The following is a 16764-nucleotide window of genomic DNA, read 5'->3' on the forward strand; positions in this document are numbered from 1 at the left end:
TCGAGCAGAGGGTCAGGTGTCGACACGGGCGGCCCCGGTGCAGGGGCCCGCGCCGAGCCTGCGAGGCGTGGGGGGCACCGGGGTCCTTCAGCAGGGCCGGTGGGCGACCAGGACGAGCGTGCCGGGGACGAGCGCGCCGCGGGCCGGCGACCACTGGCCCCACTCCTGCGTGCGGCCCGGCGTCCACTCCGGCTCGACCAGGTCGTCGAGGACCAGGCCCGCCCCGACGACGGCGCGCACCCAGTCGCCGACCGTGCGGTGGTGCTCGACGTACACCGTCCGGCCCTCGCCGTCGGTCTCCACGTAGGGCCGGCGGTCGAAGTAGGACGACACGACCCGCAGGTCCTCGGGGTCGGGGGAGTCCGGCAGCGGCCAGCGGAACGGGTGGTTGACCGACACGGCGAACCGCCCGCCCGGGCGCAGCACCCGCGCCACCTCGGCCAGCGCCCCCTCGACGTCGGCCACGAACGGCAGCCCGCCGAACGCCGAGCAGACGACGTCGAACGACGCGCCGGCCAGCGGGAGCGCGCCCACGTCGGCCTGCAGCAGCGGCACGACGACGCCGGTGGTCGCGCCCAGCTCCGCCGCGCGGGCGAGCATCCCGGCCGACAGGTCCAGCGCGACGACGTCGGCCCCGGCCCGGCGCAGCCACCGCGCGCACGGCGCCGACCCGCAGCCGACCTCGAGCACCCGGCGGCCGGCGACGTCGCCGAGCAGGTGCGCGTCGGCCTCGCGCAGGCCCTCCGGGCACCACAGGAAGTCGACGTCGCCGAGGTCGTCGCCGTGCTCGGCGAGGTAGGCCGGCGCGGCGGCGTCCCACCAGCCGCGGTTGGCGCGGACCGACTCGGCGGACCCGGCCGGCCGCCGCTCGACACCCCCGGCGGCGGGGTAGCCGTCGGGCCCGAGGGGGAGCGTGGGCGGCGGCACCATGACACGCCCAGCGTGACACGCCGGGCCGGATCGGCAGAGGTCGCCCACCCGGTGGACCCCGGTGCGCGCGCGTCCGTACCATGGGGATGCGCCAGAGGTCTGTCAGTGCTGTTACCCGCAAGGGATCGGCGCGCGCCGGCTCTCCCCGCTCCCGCGGTCACCCGGCCGCGGTCCCCCTGTCCCTACGCATCCCCCGTCCGGAGCACTCGACCACATGACCTCCACCCAGGTCCGTCCCGACAGCACCCCCCAGATCGCGGTGAACGACATCGGCACCGCCGAGGACTTCCTCGCCGCGATCGACCAGACGATCAAGTACTTCAACGACGGCGACATCGTCGAAGGCGTCATCGTCAAGGTCGACCGGGACGAGGTGCTGCTGGACATCGGCTACAAGACCGAGGGCGTCATCCCCTCGCGCGAGCTGTCCATCAAGCACGACGTCGACCCCAACGAGGTCGTCAAGGTCGGCGACGAGGTGGAAGCTCTCGTCCTCCAGAAGGAGGACAAGGAAGGCCGCCTGATCCTGTCCAAGAAGCGCGCCCAGTACGAGCGCGCCTGGGGCACGATCGAGGCCAAGAAGGAAGCCGACGAGGTCGTCACCGGCACCGTCATCGAGGTCGTCAAGGGCGGTCTCATCCTCGACATCGGCCTGCGCGGCTTCCTCCCCGCGTCGCTGGTCGAGATGCGCCGCGTCCGCGACCTGCAGCCCTACGTGGGCCGCGAGCTCGAGGCCAAGATCATCGAGCTCGACAAGAACCGCAACAACGTCGTCCTGTCCCGCCGGCAGTGGCTGGAGCAGACGCAGTCCGAGGTCCGCAGCGAGTTCCTCAACAAGCTCGCCCGCGGCCAGGTGCGCACCGGCGTCGTCTCCTCGATCGTCAACTTCGGCGCCTTCGTCGACCTCGGCGGCGTGGACGGCCTCGTGCACGTCTCCGAGCTGTCCTGGAAGCACATCGACCACCCCTCCGAGGTCGTCGAGGTGGGCCAGGAGGTCACCGTCGAGGTCCTCGACGTCGACCTCGACCGCGAGCGGGTCTCCCTGTCGCTGAAGGCGACGCAGGAGGACCCGTGGCGCCAGTTCGCCCGCACCCACCAGATCGGCCAGGTCGTGCCGGGCAAGGTCACCAAGCTGGTGCCCTTCGGTGCGTTCGTCCGGGTCGACGAGGGCATCGAGGGTCTGGTCCACATCTCCGAGCTGGCCGAGCGCCACGTGGAGATCCCGGAGCAGGTCGTGCAGGTCGGCGACGAGATCCTCGTCAAGGTCATCGACATCGACCTCGACCGGCGCCGCATCTCGCTGTCGCTCAAGCAGGCCAACGAGGGCGTCATCGGCGACGAGGAGCAGTTCGACCCGGCCGCCTACGGCATGGCCGCCTCGTACGACGAGCAGGGCAACTACATCTACCCCGAGGGCTTCGACCCGGAGACCGGCGAGTGGCTCGAGGGCTACGAGGAGGCCCGGGAGACCTGGGAGCGGCAGTACGCCGAGGCCCAGGCCCGCTTCGAGGCGCACCGGAAGCAGATCGCCGAGGCCCGCGCGGCCGACGCGGAGGCCGCTGCCGGGGGCAACTACTCCTCCGGCGCCGACACCACCGCGGACACCACCACCGGTGGCGGCACCCTGGCCAGCGACGAGGCGCTCGCCGCGCTGCGGGCCAAGCTCGCCGGCGGGGAGTGACCCGCTGACCGTGCGCTGACGGTCTGACGAACGACGGAGGCCCAGGACCCGCGAGGTCCTGGGCCTCCGTCGTGCGCGCACCGGGGTGGCGCAGAGGGGGGTGCCCGCCCGCCGTCCCCGTCCGGGCGGGCACCCGGTCTCGTCGGGCGCCGCTCCAGAGCGAGCGCCGGACCGGCCTCCTTGCAGGGGCCCGCTGCGAGCGTGCGAGCAGTGGGGGGCGAGGAGGTCCTTGGTCAGAGGCTGAGGATGATCGCGAAGGCGGAGCGCGGGCGGCCGCCGGCCGCGGCCAGCGACTGCCAGGTGTGGCGGCCGGCCGGGGCGGCGTCGAGCAGCCAGCGGAGGAACGCCCCGCGGCGCGGGGGCTCCGCCTGCTGCATCGCCATGCGCGTGCGCACGGCGGGGATGTCGGCCACCCGGATCCCGCCCGCACGCTCCGCCCGGTGCCGGCCCGGGGTGCGGGGACCGGCGGGGACCGTCGCGACGGCGGTACGGGGCTGCGACATCGGGCTGCCTGCCTTCCTCGGCTGCGTCCCCCTCCGTGGGGAACCGACGGGGCGGACGTTATGGGGAGTGACGGGTGTGACTGGTGCGACGCGCCGGGCGCAGGGGGCGGGTGTTACCCGTCCGTGACCGCCGTCCGCGCGCTCGTTACCGTCCGTCCGTGCTGCGCATCGGGTTGACCGGCGGGATCGGGTCGGGGAAGAGCACGGTGGCCGCGCTGCTGGCGGCCCGCGGGGCGCTGGTCGTGGACGCCGACCGCATCGCCCGGGAGGTCGTGGAGCCCGGCACGGCGGGGCTGGCCGCCGTCGTCGAGGCCTTCGGGCCGGACGTGCTCACCCCCGACGGGGCGCTGGACCGCCCGGCGCTGGCCGCCGTCGTCTTCGCCGACCCGCAGGCGCGGGCACGGCTGGACGGCATCGTGCACCCCCTGGTGCGCGCGCGGGCCCTGGAGGTCGTCCAGTCCGCCCCGGAGGACGCCGTCGTGGTCCAGGACGTCCCGCTGCTGGTGGAGACCGGCCAGGCCGGCGCGTACGACCTCGTGCTGGTCGTCGAGGCCGACCTGGACACCCGCGTCGCCCGGCTGGTGCTGCGCGGGCTCACCGAGGACGACGCGCGCGCCCGCATCGCCGCCCAGGCCACCGACGAGCAGCGCCGGGCGGTGGCCGACGTCGTCCTCGACAACAGCGGCGCCCCCGAGGCACTCGCCGCCCAGGTGGAGCGGTTCTGGGAGGAGCGGGTGGCGCCGGCGGTGGGGGAACGGCGGTGAGCGCCCGCCCGCCGGGGGTGAGGGCCCGGAGACGACGGGAGCCCCGGACCGCTGGGGTCCGGGGCTCCGCGTGCTGGTGGGCGATACTGGGTTCGAACCAGTGACCTCTACCGTGTCAAGGTAGCGCTCTACCACTGAGCCAATCGCCCGAGTCCGGTCTGCCGACCGGCCCGCTCCACCGCGCTCGGCGAGGAGGCGAGGTGGAGACGGGATTTGAACCCGTGTAGACGGCTTTGCAGGCCGTTGCCTCGCCTCTCGGCCACTCCACCGCACACACGGGCGCCGGTCTCGCGACCAGCGCCCGAGGTCCCGAGCGGACGACGGGATTCGAACCCGCGACCCTCACCTTGGCAAGGTGATGCTCTACCAACTGAGCCACGTCCGCGTTGCTGTGTTCTGTTGTGTCGCTGTCGTGCAGGGAGAACCATACCCGACCCGCGGAGGGGGTTTCACGGGGGGTCCCCCCGGGCTCACCGGGCCCCGGGATCGGCTCCGCCGCCGGACAGCAGCGCGGCCAGCGCGTCGTCGACGTCGAGCGCCGCCGTCTCCTGCCCGGAGGGCACGAGCTCCTCGGTCCGCTGCAGGAACGCGGCCACCGTGGCGCGGGACAGCTCGAACAGCGCCTCCCCGGACGGGGCCCGCAGGTGCAGGTACAGCACGTCACCGGTGGTGCGGGCCGGCCAGATGCGCACGTCGCCGTCGCCGGCCGGCCGCTCGAGCCCCGCGGCGAGCAGTTCGCGGCCGACCAGCCAGGTGATGCCGTCGGCGGCGACCTCCCCGCCCTCGCCGAAGCCGATCCGCACCGCGAAGGGGTCGCGCACCGCGTAGGAGAGGGCGGCCGGCACCTCGGTCCACGAGGTGGGTCCGACCAGGTGCAGCGTCGTCGGGACGGAGTACCCGGAGGGGGAGCGGTGTGCCATGTCGCCTCGATCCATGTCACGTGTAACGACGAGCGGAGCCGGATGTTGCGCGGACCTGCTGCCGGGCGTGTCGCCGCGGCCGGGCCGGCCGCGGGCGGTCATCGTCCCGACCGGTCCGCGCGGTCCCACCGGGTTCAGGGGCGGAGACCGTCCGGTGACCTCCCTACCCGGCGTGGTGAACCGCGAAGCGCGCTGTCGCGAATGCGACGTGTGACCATGGGAACCGTGACGCGTCCGGCACGACGTCCGGAGGGCGACCCCGGTGACCTGGACCTCGTGGCGCGCGTACGGGCGGGCGACCGGGGTGCCGTGGACGACCTCTACGACCGGTTCCGCCGGCCGGCGTTCGCACTGGCCCGGCGGGTGCTCGCCGACGACACCCTCGCCGAGGACGTCGTCCAGGACGTGTTCCTCGCCGTCTGGCGGGACCCGCACGCCTACGACGGCGCCCGCGGCAGCTTCTCGGCCTGGTTGATGGCGATGGTCCACCACAAGGCCGTCGACGCCGTCCGCCGGGAGGAGTCGCACCGCCGCCGCCGGGCCCGCGCCGAGGACGACCTCGCGCTGAGCGCCCCCACCGGCGCCCGCGACGTCGAGGACGAGGCGTGGGGCCGGGTGGTGTCCGAGCGCGTGCGCACCGCGCTCGGGGCGCTGCCCGACGCCCAGCGGGAGGCGCTCACCCTCGCCTACTACGGCGGGTACACCCAGCGGGAGGTCGCGGCCCTGACCCGCGCCCCGCTGGGGACGGTGAAGACCCGCATGCTGGCCGGCATGCGCCGGCTGAAGGAGGAGCTCGGCGGGGTCGCCGGGCCCACCGCCGGTGGTGCGCTCAGCGGTCCCGCCGCGGTCGACGGAGGCGCCCGGTGAGTCCGCGCCCCGACTCCCACGAGCCCTTCGACGAGCTCGCCGTCGGCTGGGCGCTGCACGCGCTCGAGCCCGAGGACGAGGCGCTGTTCGGCGCCCACCTGCCCACCTGCCCGCGGTGCACCCGGACCGTCGCCGAGACCTCCGAGGTGATGGCGGCGCTGGCCGCGGACCTGCCGCCGGCCGAGCCGGACGACCGGCTGCGCGAGCGGCTGCGGGCCGCGGTCGAGGAGACCGAGCAGCTCCCGCCCCCGGCCGGCGTCGACCCCGCCGCCCCGACCGCGGCGCCCGTGCCGCCGCCGGTCCCGGGCACCCCCGGCGGGCGCCGCCGCACCGACGGTCCCGTCGCGACCGGTTTCCCCGGCTACGTGCCCGCGCCGGAGGAGCCCGCGCCGGACCCGCGCCCGGTGTGGCGGCGGGTGCTGCCCAACGCCCTGGTCGCCGCGGCCGTCGCGGCGATCCTGGCGCTCGGCACCTGGAACGTCGTCCTGAGCTCCGCCCGGGACGACGCCCGCGCCGCCGCCGTGGAGCAGCAGCAGGTCCTCGAGGCGCTGCTGCAGCCGGGCCGGGCGACCATCGCCCCCGTCCAGGACGGCGACGGGGACCCGGTGGCCACCGTCGTCGCCCGCGACGCGCAGCTGGAGGTCGTCGCGCACGGCCTGCGGGTCAACGACAGCAGCGACAGCGTCTACGTGCTGTGGGGCGTGGTCGACGACGCGCCCGTGGCGCTCGGCACCTTCGACGTCGTCTCCCCACAGACCGACCTCCGGACCGTAGGCTCCGCCTCGACCGGTCTCGACGACTACGCGGCCTACGCGATCAGCATCGAGCCCGGCCGGCAGGCTCCGGCGCAACCGTCGGACGTGGTGGCGAACGGGCAGGTGACCAGCTGAGCGGACAGGACACGGTGCCGCCGCCCCCGCGGCAGCGGCGGGCACGACCGACCGCGGAGCAGCGGCGGGAGCACTTCGCGCAGGACGGCTACCACAGCCTGCGCGAGCGGGTCGCGGAGTCCCGGTGGCGGCGGCGTCTGGCCGCCCGCCGCTCGGTCGACCACACCTACCGGATGGCCGTCGGCATCGTCGGCAGCCTGGTCGTCGCCGTCGGCCTGGTCACCATCCCGCTGCCGGGGCCCGGCTGGCTCACCGTCATCGCCGGCCTGTTCGTGCTGGCCACCGAGTTCATGTGGGCCGAGCGGCTGCTGGAGTTCACCAAGCGGCACGTCAAGGCCTGGACCGACTGGCTGGGCCGCCAGCCGGTGTGGGTGCGCCTGGGCATCGGCGTGCTGACGGCGGCGTTCGTCTACGGCGTCCTGGTCGTCACGCTGCACCTCACCGGCGTTCCGGACTGGGTGCCGGGGTGGGTGCCCCTGTGGCGCTGACCGTCTGGCATCATGGACGGCGCAACGGGCGATTGGCTCAGTGGTAGAGCGCTTCGTTCACACCGAAGAGGTCACTGGTTCGAACCCAGTATCGCCCACCGGCACGAGAGGGCCGGGCTCCCGACGGGGGCCCGGCCCTCTCCGCGTCCACGGGGGAGACCCCGTCGTCGCCCGGGCCGACGCCGCTCGGGGCGACGTCGGCCGGTGGTGTCGGCCGGTGGTGTCGGCCGGTGGTGTCGGCCGGTGGTGTCGGCCGACCACGACGGCAACGACTCCCGCGGGCTGCCGTCCCCGGGGACGGGAGGGCCGGGCTCCCGACGACGGGGAGCCCGGCCCCCTCGCGCAGTGCCCGGCGGCTCAGGCGGCCGGGCCGTAGGTGAGGTGCGCGACGCCGTTGCTCAGCGCCTCGACGCCGACCAGCGACAGCTTCTGCTTCGTGCCCTCGGGGAACAGGTGGATGCCCTCGCCGACGGCGACCGGGTACACGTACAGGTGCAGCTCGTCGACCAGGCCGTCGGCCACCAGCGCCCGCACGAGGGTGGCGCTGCCGCTGACGTAGAGGTCCCGGTCGGCCTTGAGCTCCCGGATCCGGTCGGCGTCGTAGCCGCCGAGGGAGGTGGAGTTGCGCCACACGCCCTCGGCGTCGGACAGCGTCGAGGAGACGACGTACTTGGTCGTGTCGTTGAAGAACGGCGCGCCGGGGTCCTCCTCGACGGTCCGGGTGGACCACGCCGGCGCGAACATCTCGAAGGTCGTGCGGCCGAGCAGGATCCCCTCCGCCGGCGCCGTGAGGGACCCGATCGAGGCGGCCAGGTCGTCGGGGAAGCCGTAGTCGACCGTCCACATCGGTGCGTCGACGACCCCGTCGACGGTGGTGAACTCGTGCACCCGGATGACGCCCATGCCTGCTCCTCGGTCGGTCGGCCGGCCCTGTCGGCCGGTCTCGTCGGGTCAGACACTGGCGGATCCCGTTTCTCATCGGTGGCGGACCCGCCGTGCTGCACGATGCGGGGATGGAGCCGACCCCGCCGGTGCCCGATGCGTACACCCTGCGTGCCGTCGTCGAGCTGGAGGTGGCGCTCGAGGCGGGGGCGGCGGTCGACGCCGCGCACGCCGTCGTCGGGGACCTGGCGGTGCGGTCCTTCGGCCCCGGGGTGTTCGGCTGGATCGGCGAGGCGCTGGCCGACGAGGACCGGGACCCCGAGGACTGGGCGGCGCTGCTCGCCGACGACGACCTCGCCGGCCGCGTCCTCGCGCACCTGCGAGACCGCGCCGGCGACGACGGCGCCGCGGCGGGCGACCTCGTGTGGTCGGCGTACCCGCCCGGTGCCGGCTCCGGCCACGAGCGGTTCCGGCGGGCGGTCCGCCGGCGCCGGCAGGCCGCCCTGACGGCGGCGCTGCTGCCGCGGCCCCCGCGGGTGGCCGGGCGCGGCCGCCGGGACTGAGCGCACGGGGACCGGGCGCACCGGGACCGGGCGCACCCGCCGCCTCCGCCCGGATCGGGCGCACCATGGGGGCGATGGCACCGGACCGGAGGGCACTGGACAGGGTCGCCCGGCTGGACGCGGCCGTGGAGCGCGACGGACCCACCTGCATCTGGTGCGGCCGCGCGCTCACCGGGCACGTCCCCCCCACCACCGAGCACGTCGTGCCGCGGGTCAAGGGCGGCCCGTCGTGGCTGGAGAACGAGGTGGCCGCCTGCCGGCGGTGCAACGGCGAGCGCGGGCACACCGCACCGGTCGAGTGGCTGGAGGAGTGCCTGCGCCGCGGCTGGCCCGCCGACGAGCAGCGGCTGGCCCGCGTCCTGACCGGGCTGGCCGAGGCGATCGCCGTCCGCGGCGGGCAGCGCCGGGCCCGGCCGTACCTGGAGTCCCAGTTGCGCCGGCTGCGCCGCCGCGGTGTCGTCGTCGCCCGGTCCGCCTAGCCTGGCCCGCGTGAGCGCGGGGACGGTCGTCGGCATCTCGGTCTACCCCGTCCGCGGGTGCGCCGGGACGCCGCTGCAGCAGGCCGAGGTCGGCCCCGCCGGGCTGGCGGGGGACCGTGAGTCGGCCGTCGTCGACCTCGACGGGCGGGTGCTGCGCGGCAAGGACGCCCCGGGACTCGCCGGCGTCGTCCCCACCGGTTCCCCCGACCTCGACGCCGCCGCCGTCGCCGCGGTGCTGGGCCGGCCGGTGCGGCTCGAGCCGCTGACCGGCCGCCCCGAGGGCGCCGCGGCGGTGCACCTGGTCTCCCGCCAGGCGCTGGACCGGGCCGCGGCCGGCGTCGTCCCGGACGGCTGCGGCGCCGAGGACCCGCGGGCCAACCTGCTCCTCGACCTGCCCGCCGACGACGAGCGGACCTGGGTGGGCCGCCGGCTGCGGCTGGGCTCGGCCGTGCTGCAGGTCACGCGGCTGCCGAAGCACTGTCTGGGCGTCTACGCCGAGGTGGCCGAACCGGGGACGGTCACGGTCGGCGACGAGGTCCTCCCCGCGTAGTCGGGTCCCCGGGGCCGGCGCGGACGCTCGTTAGGCTGGCCGGTGCGCGTCCGCCTCCGGCCGGGCGCCGTCCGAGCACCTCGCGACCCCCCAGGAGCCCCCGTGTCCGCCGCGCTTCCCCCTGCCGCAACCACCCCGATCCGGGTGCCGGCCGGGACGACGGCCGAGCAGGCGCTCAAGGAGGCCGGGGTCGCGCTCAAGGGCCCCGACGGCGCCGTCGTCGTCCGCGACCTGGCCACCGGCGACCTGCGCGACCTCGCCTGGGCCCCCGACGCCGACGCCGAGGTCGAGCCCGTCGTCGCGGCCAGCCCCGAGGGCCGGGCGGTCATCCGGCACTCGACCGCGCACGTGCTCGCCCAGGCCGTGCAGGACCTGTTCCCCGGCACCCGGCTGGGCATCGGCCCGCCGGTCGAGAACGGCTTCTACTACGACTTCGACCCCGAGAAGCCGTTCACCCCGGAGGACCTGCAGGCGCTGGAGAAGCGCATGCAGCAGATCGTCAAGGCCGGGCAGCGCTTCGCCCGCCGGGAGATCAGCGACGACGACGCCCGCGCGGAGCTCGCGCACGAGCCGTACAAGCTCGAGCTGATCGGCCTGAAGGGCGGCGAGGCTGCGTCCTCCGATGACGGCGCCTCCGTCGAGGTCGGCGGCGCGCAGCTGACCATGTACGACAACCTCGACCCGCGCACCGGCGAGCGGCTGTGGACCGACCTGTGCCGCGGCCCGCACCTGCCGCGCACCTCGAACATCCCGGCGTTCAGCCTCACCCGCTCGGCCGCCGCCTACTGGCGGGGCAGCGAGAAGAACCCGCAGCTGCAGCGGGTCTACGGCACCGCGTGGGAGAGCCGCGAGGCGCACAAGGCGTACCTGGAGCAGGTCGCCGAGGCCGAGCGCCGCGACCACCGCCGCCTCGGCGCCGAGCTGGACCTGTTCAGCTTCCCCGACGAGATCGGGTCGGGCCTGGCGGTGTTCCACCCGAAGGGCGGCGTCGTCCGGCGGGAGCTGGAGGCCTACAGCCGCCGGCGGCACGAGGAGGGTGGCTACTCCTTCGTCAACACCCCGCACATCACCAAGGGCCGGCTGTTCGAGATCTCCGGCCACCTCGACTGGTACGCCGAGGGCATGTACCCGCCCATGCAGCTCGACGAGGAGCGCGACGCCGACGGCACCGTCCGCCGGCAGGGGCAGGACTACTACCTCAAGCCGATGAACTGCCCGATGCACAACCTGGTGTTCGGGGCCCGCGGCCGCTCCTACCGCGAGCTGCCGCTGCGGCTGTTCGAGTTCGGCACCGTCTACCGGTACGAGAAGTCCGGCGTCATCCACGGGCTCACCCGCGCCCGCGGCTTCACCCAGGACGACGCCCACATCTACTGCACCCCCGAGCAGATGGCCGGGGAGCTGCGCGGGTTGCTCGACTTCGTGCTCGGCCTGCTCGCCGACTACGGCCTCAGCGACTTCTACCTCGAGCTGTCCACCCGCAACCCGGACAAGTCCGTGGGGTCGGACGAGAGCTGGGAGGTCGCCACCGAGGCGCTGCGACAGGCGGCGCTGGACTCCGGCCTCGAGCTCGTCCCCGACCCGGGCGGCGCGGCGTTCTACGGCCCGAAGATCTCCGTGCAGGCCCGCGACGCCATCGGCCGCAGCTGGCAGATGTCGACCATCCAGGTCGACTTCAACCTGCCCGAGCGGTTCGGCCTGGAGTACACCGCCGCCGACGGGTCCCGCCAGCGGCCGGTGATGCTGCACCGCGCGCTGTTCGGCTCGATCGAGCGCTTCTTCGCCGTCCTCACCGAGCACTACGCCGGCGCGTTCCCCGCGTGGCTGGCGCCGGTGCAGGTGGTCGGCATCCCGGTCACCGACGACCAGGTGGGGTACCTGACCGACGTCGCGCTGAAGCTGCGCGCCCGCGGCATCCGGGTCGAGGTCGACGACTCCGACGACCGCATGCAGAAGAAGATCCGCAACGCCAGCAAGCAGAAGGTGCCCTTCGTGCTGATCGCCGGGGCCACCGACGCCGACGCGGGTGCGGTCTCCTTCCGCTACCGCGACGGCAGCCAGCGCAACGGCGTGCCGGTCGACGAGGCCGTCGACGCCGTCGTCGCCTGGGTGGCCGCGCGGCACAACGCCGACCCGACGGCGGACGCGCCGCTGGAGTCGCGGTGACCGTGGGGCCCGACGGCTTCACGGTCCCGGTCTCCGCCGACGACGGCGGGCCGGCCGCCGTCTTCGAGCACCTGTGGACGCCCTACCGGATGGCCTACATCCGGGGATCGGGCAAGCCGACCGGCGAGCACGACTGCCCGTTCTGCCTCATCCCGGCGATGCCGGACGAGCAGGGGCTGGTGGTGGCGCGCGGTGCGACCGTGTTCGCGGTGCTGAACCTCTACCCCTACAACGCCGGGCACCTCATGGTGGTCCCTTACCGGCACGTGCCCGACTACACCGACCTGACCGAGGCCGAGGTCGCCGAGCTGGGCGCGTTCACGCAGACGGCGATGCGGGTGGTGCGGCAGGTGACCGGAGCACACGGTTTCAACATCGGGATGAACCAGGGGTCGGTGGCGGGGGCCGGGATCGCTGACCACCTGCACCAGCACGCGGTGCCGCGCTGGGGCGGCGACACGAACTTCATGCCGGTCATCGGCCTCACCCGGGTGCTGCCGCAGGTGCTGGCCGAGACCCGCACGCTGCTGGCCGCGGCCTGGCCGGGGGCTGCGTCGTCGGCCCCGTCCGCGCAGACGGGGGACTGACCGTGCTGGGGTCGGGCGCCCGGGCGGCCGTCGGCCGGTTCTGGGCGCCGGTGGTCACCCGGCTGGCGCGGGCGGGGGTGACGCCGGACGCGATCACGGTCACCGGGACCGTCGGCGCGATCGTCGCGGCGGTGGCGCTCGTGGCCCACGGCGTCCTGTTCTGGGGCGCGTTCACCGTCACGCTGTTCGTCCTGCTCGACATGCTCGACGGCGCGCTCGCGCGGGCCCGCGGCGGCGGGTCGGCGTTCGGCGCGGTGCTGGACTCGACCTGCGACCGCGCCGTCGACGCCGCCGTCTTCGGGGCGCTGGTGTGGTGGTACACCGGCGAGGGCGACGACCGGCTGTTGGCGCTGCTGGCGATGGTGGGGCTCGTCCTCGGCGTGCTGACCAGCTACATCAAGGCGCGGGCCGAGGGCGTCGGCATCCCGTGCGACGTCGGCCTGGTCGAGCGCACCGAGCGGCTGATCCTGGTGCTCACCGGCACCGGCCTGACCGGCCTGGGCCTGCCGTACGCCGTCGACGTGGGGCTGTGGCTGCTGGTGGTGGGCGGCGCGGTGACCGTCGCGCAGCGGGTGGCCGCCGTCCACCGCGGCGCCCGGGGGAAGTCGCTGACGCCGTCGGCGCCGGCCCCGTGAGCGGCCTCCGGGCGCGGGCGGCCGCGCGGGCCACGGACCTCGGCTACGCCGCGGGCTGGCAGGCGGTGCAGTGGCTGCCCGAGCCGGTGGCCCGCGGCGCGTTCGACGCGGTGGCCCGCTTCGCCGCCGGCCGCGAGGGCCGGGGCACCCGACAGCTGCGGGCCAACCTGCGCGTGGCCACCGGCGGCAAACTCGCCGAGGACGAGCTCGACGCGCTCACCGCCCGCGCGCTGCGCTCCTACGCCCGCTACTGGCAGGAGGCCTTCCGGCTGCCCCGCCTGGGCACCGCGCGGGTGCTGCGCGACACCGTCGTCCCCGGGATCGACCACCTCGCCCGCGCCCGCGCGCAGGGCCGGCCGGTGATCCTGGCGCTGCCGCACAGCGGCAACTGGGACGCGGCCGGGGTGTGGTTCCTCGACTGGCTCGGTGAGCCGTTCATGACCGTCGCAGAGCGGCTGCGGCCGGAGTCGCTGTACGAGCGGTTCCTCGCCTACCGGGAGACCCTCGGCATGCGGGTGGTGCCCCTGACGGGCGGGGAGCGGCCGAGCTCGGCGGTGCTGCGCGAGTGGCTGGAGGCCGGGCGCTCGGTGTGCCTGCTGGTCGACCGCGACCTCGGCTCCGGCGGCGTCCCCGTGGAGTTCTTCGGCCGGCCGGCCACCATGCCCGGCGGGCCCGCGCTGCTGGCCGCGCAGACCGGCGCCTCGCTGCACCCGGTCACCTGCCGGTTCAGCGAGCGCGGGTGGGTGCTGCAGGTCGGCGAGGAGGTGCCGCTCGACGGCGGGACCCGGCTGAGGGACCGGGTGGCGACGGCGATGCAGGGCGTGGCCGACGCGTTCACCGCCGACATCGCGCGGCAGCCGGAGGACTGGCACGTGCTCGGGCGCGTCTGGGCCGACGTGCCGCCCGACCCGCCGGCGGGGGAGCGTCACTGATGCGGATCGGCCTGGTCTGCCCCTACCAGTGGGACGTGCCCGGGGGCGTCCAGTACCACGTGCGCGACCTCGCCGAGACGCTGCGCGGGCTCGGCCACCACGTCGAGGTGCTCACCCCGGCCGAGCACGAGGAGTCGCTCACCGACCCCTGGCTCACCTGGGCCGGGCGCACCGTGCCGATCCCGTACAACGGCTCGATGGCCAGCGTGCAGTTCGGGCCGGTGTCCGCGGCGCGGGTGCGCCGCTGGCTGCGCGAGGGCCACTTCGACGTCGTCCACGTGCACGACCCGGCGCCACCGTCGATCGGCCTGCTGGTCTGCATGATCGCCACCGGCCCGATCGTGGCCACCTTCCACGCCGCCACCGTGCGGTCGAAGTGGCTGGCCGCCTGGGGCCCGGTCGTGCGCCCGTGGCTGGAGAGGATCACCGGCCGGATCGCCGTCTCCGACTTCGCCCGGCGCGTGCAGGTCGAGCACCTCGGCGGCGACGCGGTGATCATCCCCAACGGCGTCCACGTGGGGTTCTTCGCCGAGGGGCCGACCCTGCCCGGGGCCGCGCGCGGCGTCGACGGGCCGACGATCGGGTTCCTCGGCCGCTACGACGAGCCGCGCAAGGGCCTGCCGGTGCTGCTGGAGGCGATGCGGACCGTCGTCCGCGAGCACCCCGGCGCCCGGCTGCTGGTGGCCGGCCGCGGCGACCCCGACGCCCTGCGGGACGCGGTGGGGGAGGACCTGCGCCCGCACGTGGCCCTGCTCGGCGAGCTCCCCGAGGCCGACAAGGCCGCGTTCCTGCGCTCGGTGGACGTCTACTGCGCGCCCAACCTGCTCGGGGAGTCCTTCGGCGTGGTGCTCATCGAGGCCATGGCCGCGGGTGCGCCGATCGTGGCCAGCGACCTCGACGCGTTCGCGCGGGTGCTCGAGGACGGCGCGGCCGGGGTGCTGGTGCGCCGCGGGGACGGCGCGGCGCTGGCCCGGGCGCTGTCGGACCTGCTCGCCGACCCCGCCCGGCGCGCGGCGCTGTCGGCCACCGGGAGCGAGGTGGCCGCGGGCTACGACTGGCAGGTGGTGGCCCGCCGGGTGCTCGCCGTCTACGAGACCGTGGTGCTCCCCGGCGCAGGGGAGGTCACGGCCGGCGACGACGAGGCGTGGCCGGAGGTGACGGGAGCCACCGACGGGGTGTTCCCCTCCCTGCTGAGGCGCGTCCGCCGCTAGCGTTGGCCGACGTGACGCCCGGCGCCTGGTTGCTCGTCGCCGCGGTCGTCGTCGTCCTCCTCCTGGCCTGGACCGCCTGGACGCTCACCCGGCTGCGGCGGCTGGAGGCCCGGGTCGCCCGCGCGCGGACGGTGCTCGAGGACCGGCTGCGCGCCCGCGCCGCCCTGGCCGAGGACCTGTCCTCCGGGTACAGCGCCGCGCTCGGTGAGGACCGCGCGTCCCGGCTGAAGACCGCCGCCTACGAGGCGCGCCGGACCCCGGCCGGCGACCGGGAGCTGGCCGAGAACACCCTGGGCCGGGAGCTGCGCGGCCTCCCGGCGGAGCTGCCGGGGGTCCCCGCGGAGCTGCTCGCCGAGCTGGCCGAGGCCGAGGCCCGCATGGCCCTGGCCCGGCGCTTCTACAACGACGCCGTCCGGGACACCGCGCTGCTGCGGCAGCGCCGGCTGCCCCGGCTGCTGCGGCTGCACGCCGACCGGCCGCTGCCGCGCTTCTTCGACGTCGAGGACGGCCTGGACGCCGTCCCGACCGGCGCCGGGACGCCCCGCGCCTGAGCGCCCGCGGTGGACGACCGCATGACGACGGGACAGGACGAGGCCGGGGACGCGCCTCCCGCCGCGGGCCCGGTGCGGGAGCGGCCGGCGGGCCGGCGGCTGCGCGGTGTCGACCTCGCCCGCGGGCTCGCCGTCCTCGGCATGTTCGGTGCGCACCTCGGCGACACCGGCGACCTCGGCTGGGACCCGGCCACCTGGCGCGCGGTGGTCGACGGTCGCTCGTCGATCCTGTTCGCCACGCTGGCCGGGGTGTCCATCGCGCTGCTGTCCGGGGGGCGCACCCCGCCCGCGGACGACGAGCTCGCGCGGGCCCGGACCCGGGTCCTCGTCCGCGCCGCCTGGGTGTTCGCGATCGGCGGCGTCCTGGAGCTGCTGGACACCTTCGTCGCGATCATCCTCGGCGTCTACGCGGTCCTGTTCGTGCTCGCGCTGCCGTTCCTGCGCTGGTCCCCGGCGCGGCTGCTGGCCGCCGCGGCCGTCGTCGCCCTGGCCGGGCCGCCGCTCACGCTGGCGGCCGGGCGGTACGCGACCGGGCAGGGCGAGGAGGACGGCGCGTTCGCCTTCCTGCTGTTCACCGGCTACTACCCGGCGGCGGTGTGGCTCGCCTTCGTGCTCGTGGGGCTCGCGGTGGGGCGGCTGGACCTCGGCGCCGCCCGGGTGCGCGCGTGCCTGGTCGCCGGCGGGGCGGTCACGGCGGTGCTCGGCTACCTCGGCGGCCGGCTGACCACCCGGGCGTTCGCGCCGGGGGAGCGGCCGGCCGGGATCGAGGAGGGCTTCGGCGCCGCCGGCGGCTGGGACCCGGCCTGGTTCGCCGGCGCCGAGCCGCACAGCAGCACGCCGTTCGAGGTGGTCGGGTCCGGCGGGGTCGCCGTCGCGGTCCTCGGGGTGTGCCTGGTCGTCGCCGACCTGCTGCCGCGGCTGACCCACCCGGTCGCCTCGGTGGGTGCGCTGGCGCTGTCGGTCTACACCGCCCAGATCGTCGCCATCGCCGTGCTCGACGTCGAGTACGGGCGGGACTGGGGGCTGTGGGCGCGCTTCAGCCTGACCGCCCTGCTGCTGGCGTCGGCGTGGCGCTCCCGGCTGGGTCGCGGACCGCTGGAGGGGTTGCTGGCCTGGAGCTCGCGGCGGGCGGCCGGCTCCTGAGGCGGGAACGGGCACCGGCGCG

At 75.6% G+C, this 16764-nt stretch carries 19 protein-coding genes and 4 tRNA genes; 16 read left to right on the plus strand and 7 right to left on the minus strand.

What is annotated here, in order from left to right; translation table 11 throughout:
* Positions 1-87: 87 nt before the first annotated feature.
* Positions 88-930 carry a class I SAM-dependent methyltransferase gene (locus ACFO3M_RS04095; protein WP_387986695.1) on the minus strand — a complete coding sequence of 281 codons (843 nt, stop codon included), beginning with the start codon at positions 928-930 and terminating at the stop codon, positions 88-90.
* A 214-nt stretch (positions 931-1144) separates the two neighbouring features.
* Here ACFO3M_RS04095 and rpsA point away from each other — a divergent pair, with 214 nt between their 5' ends.
* On the plus strand, positions 1145-2611 hold the full coding sequence (gene rpsA / locus ACFO3M_RS04100) for a 30S ribosomal protein S1 (RefSeq protein ID WP_387986697.1): 1467 nt from the start codon (positions 1145-1147) through the stop codon (positions 2609-2611).
* A gap of 233 nt (positions 2612-2844) precedes the next feature.
* Here rpsA and ACFO3M_RS04105 read toward each other — a convergent pair whose 3' ends face one another.
* On the minus strand, positions 2845-3114 hold the full coding sequence (locus ACFO3M_RS04105) for a hypothetical protein (protein WP_387986699.1): 270 nt from the start codon (positions 3112-3114) through the stop codon (positions 2845-2847).
* A gap of 158 nt (positions 3115-3272) precedes the next feature.
* Between ACFO3M_RS04105 and coaE the strand changes: the two genes are divergently transcribed.
* Positions 3273-3878, plus strand: a complete 606-nt coding sequence (coaE, locus tag ACFO3M_RS04110; protein ID WP_387986701.1) for a dephospho-CoA kinase — start codon at positions 3273-3275, stop codon at positions 3876-3878.
* Positions 3879-3952: 74 nt separating this feature from the next.
* On the opposite strand, the gene ACFO3M_RS04115 is transcribed toward coaE, so the two are convergent.
* The 4 genes from ACFO3M_RS04115 to ACFO3M_RS04130 all read right to left on the minus strand — a co-directional run bounded on the left by ACFO3M_RS04115 (position 3953) and on the right by ACFO3M_RS04130 (position 4798).
* Positions 3953-4027: transfer RNA gene (locus ACFO3M_RS04115), tRNA-Val, on the minus strand.
* Between the two features lie 49 nt (positions 4028-4076).
* Positions 4077-4147 (minus strand) — tRNA-Cys (locus ACFO3M_RS04120).
* A gap of 43 nt (positions 4148-4190) precedes the next feature.
* A tRNA-Gly gene (locus tag ACFO3M_RS04125) sits at positions 4191-4263 on the minus strand.
* Between the two features lie 85 nt (positions 4264-4348).
* Positions 4349-4798, minus strand: a complete 450-nt coding sequence (locus tag ACFO3M_RS04130) for an SsgA family sporulation/cell division regulator (RefSeq protein WP_387986704.1) — start codon at positions 4796-4798, stop codon at positions 4349-4351.
* Positions 4799-5014: 216 nt separating this feature from the next.
* Here ACFO3M_RS04130 and ACFO3M_RS04135 point away from each other — a divergent pair, with 216 nt between their 5' ends.
* The 4 genes from ACFO3M_RS04135 (at position 5015) to ACFO3M_RS04150 (ending at position 7141) form a co-directional block, all read left to right on the plus strand.
* Positions 5015-5665, plus strand: coding sequence for a sigma-70 family RNA polymerase sigma factor (locus tag ACFO3M_RS04135; protein ID WP_387986706.1), 651 nt, complete (start codon positions 5015-5017; stop codon positions 5663-5665).
* Positions 5662-6555, plus strand: coding sequence for an anti-sigma factor domain-containing protein (locus ACFO3M_RS04140; protein WP_387986708.1), 894 nt, complete (start codon positions 5662-5664; stop codon positions 6553-6555). The genes ACFO3M_RS04135 and ACFO3M_RS04140 overlap by 4 nt, the downstream gene beginning before the upstream one ends.
* A gap of 14 nt (positions 6556-6569) precedes the next feature.
* A complete protein-coding gene (locus ACFO3M_RS04145) occupies positions 6570-7043 on the plus strand; it encodes a TIGR02611 family protein (protein WP_387986710.1) in 474 nt (157 codons plus the stop codon).
* A gap of 26 nt (positions 7044-7069) precedes the next feature.
* Positions 7070-7141 (plus strand) — tRNA-Val (locus tag ACFO3M_RS04150).
* 259 nt (positions 7142-7400) lie between these two features.
* Here ACFO3M_RS04150 and ACFO3M_RS04155 read toward each other — a convergent pair.
* Complete coding sequence (locus tag ACFO3M_RS04155; protein ID WP_387986712.1) at positions 7401-7946, minus strand: dihydrofolate reductase family protein; 546 nt, start codon at positions 7944-7946, stop codon at positions 7401-7403.
* A gap of 110 nt (positions 7947-8056) precedes the next feature.
* On the opposite strand from ACFO3M_RS04155, the gene ACFO3M_RS04160 reads away from it, so the two are divergent.
* The 10 genes from ACFO3M_RS04160 (at position 8057) to ACFO3M_RS04205 (ending at position 16742) form a co-directional block, all read left to right on the plus strand.
* Positions 8057-8488, plus strand: a complete 432-nt coding sequence (locus tag ACFO3M_RS04160; RefSeq protein ID WP_387986715.1) for a hypothetical protein — start codon at positions 8057-8059, stop codon at positions 8486-8488.
* A gap of 74 nt (positions 8489-8562) precedes the next feature.
* The gene (locus ACFO3M_RS04165; protein ID WP_387986717.1) at positions 8563-8967 is read left to right on the plus strand and encodes an HNH endonuclease; all 405 of its coding nucleotides are present in this window, start codon (positions 8563-8565) and stop codon (positions 8965-8967) included.
* Between the two features lie 10 nt (positions 8968-8977).
* Complete coding sequence (locus ACFO3M_RS04170; protein WP_387986720.1) at positions 8978-9517, plus strand: MOSC N-terminal beta barrel domain-containing protein; 540 nt, start codon at positions 8978-8980, stop codon at positions 9515-9517.
* Positions 9518-9619: 102 nt separating this feature from the next.
* Positions 9620-11683, plus strand: coding sequence for a threonine--tRNA ligase (thrS, locus tag ACFO3M_RS04175; protein WP_387986723.1), 2064 nt, complete (start codon positions 9620-9622; stop codon positions 11681-11683).
* Complete coding sequence (locus ACFO3M_RS04180) at positions 11680-12270, plus strand: HIT family protein (protein ID WP_387986726.1); 591 nt, start codon at positions 11680-11682, stop codon at positions 12268-12270. Before thrS ends, ACFO3M_RS04180 begins: the two co-directional genes overlap by 4 nt.
* A gap of 2 nt (positions 12271-12272) precedes the next feature.
* On the plus strand, positions 12273-12905 hold the full coding sequence (gene pgsA / locus ACFO3M_RS04185; protein ID WP_387986728.1) for a phosphatidylinositol phosphate synthase: 633 nt from the start codon (positions 12273-12275) through the stop codon (positions 12903-12905).
* Positions 12902-13837: a phosphatidylinositol mannoside acyltransferase gene (locus ACFO3M_RS04190; protein WP_387986731.1), complete on the plus strand. Its 936-nt coding sequence runs from the start codon at positions 12902-12904 to the stop codon at positions 13835-13837. Before pgsA ends, ACFO3M_RS04190 begins: the two co-directional genes overlap by 4 nt.
* Positions 13837-15048 (plus strand): glycosyltransferase family 4 protein, encoded by a 1212-nt coding sequence (locus ACFO3M_RS04195; protein ID WP_387986734.1) that lies wholly within the window; start codon positions 13837-13839, stop codon positions 15046-15048. The genes ACFO3M_RS04190 and ACFO3M_RS04195 overlap by 1 nt, the downstream gene beginning before the upstream one ends.
* An 11-nt stretch (positions 15049-15059) precedes the next feature.
* Positions 15060-15599 carry a hypothetical protein gene (locus tag ACFO3M_RS04200; protein WP_387986736.1) on the plus strand — a complete coding sequence of 180 codons (540 nt, stop codon included), beginning with the start codon at positions 15060-15062 and terminating at the stop codon, positions 15597-15599.
* 21 nt (positions 15600-15620) lie between these two features.
* Positions 15621-16742, plus strand: a complete 1122-nt coding sequence (locus tag ACFO3M_RS04205) for a heparan-alpha-glucosaminide N-acetyltransferase domain-containing protein (RefSeq protein WP_387986739.1) — start codon at positions 15621-15623, stop codon at positions 16740-16742.
* The last annotated feature ends 22 nt before the right edge of the window (positions 16743-16764 follow it).

This window comes from Geodermatophilus arenarius (genome assembly GCF_042654585.1).
In the GTDB taxonomy this organism is placed as follows: Bacteria; Actinomycetota; Actinomycetes; order Mycobacteriales; family Geodermatophilaceae; genus Geodermatophilus; species Geodermatophilus arenarius.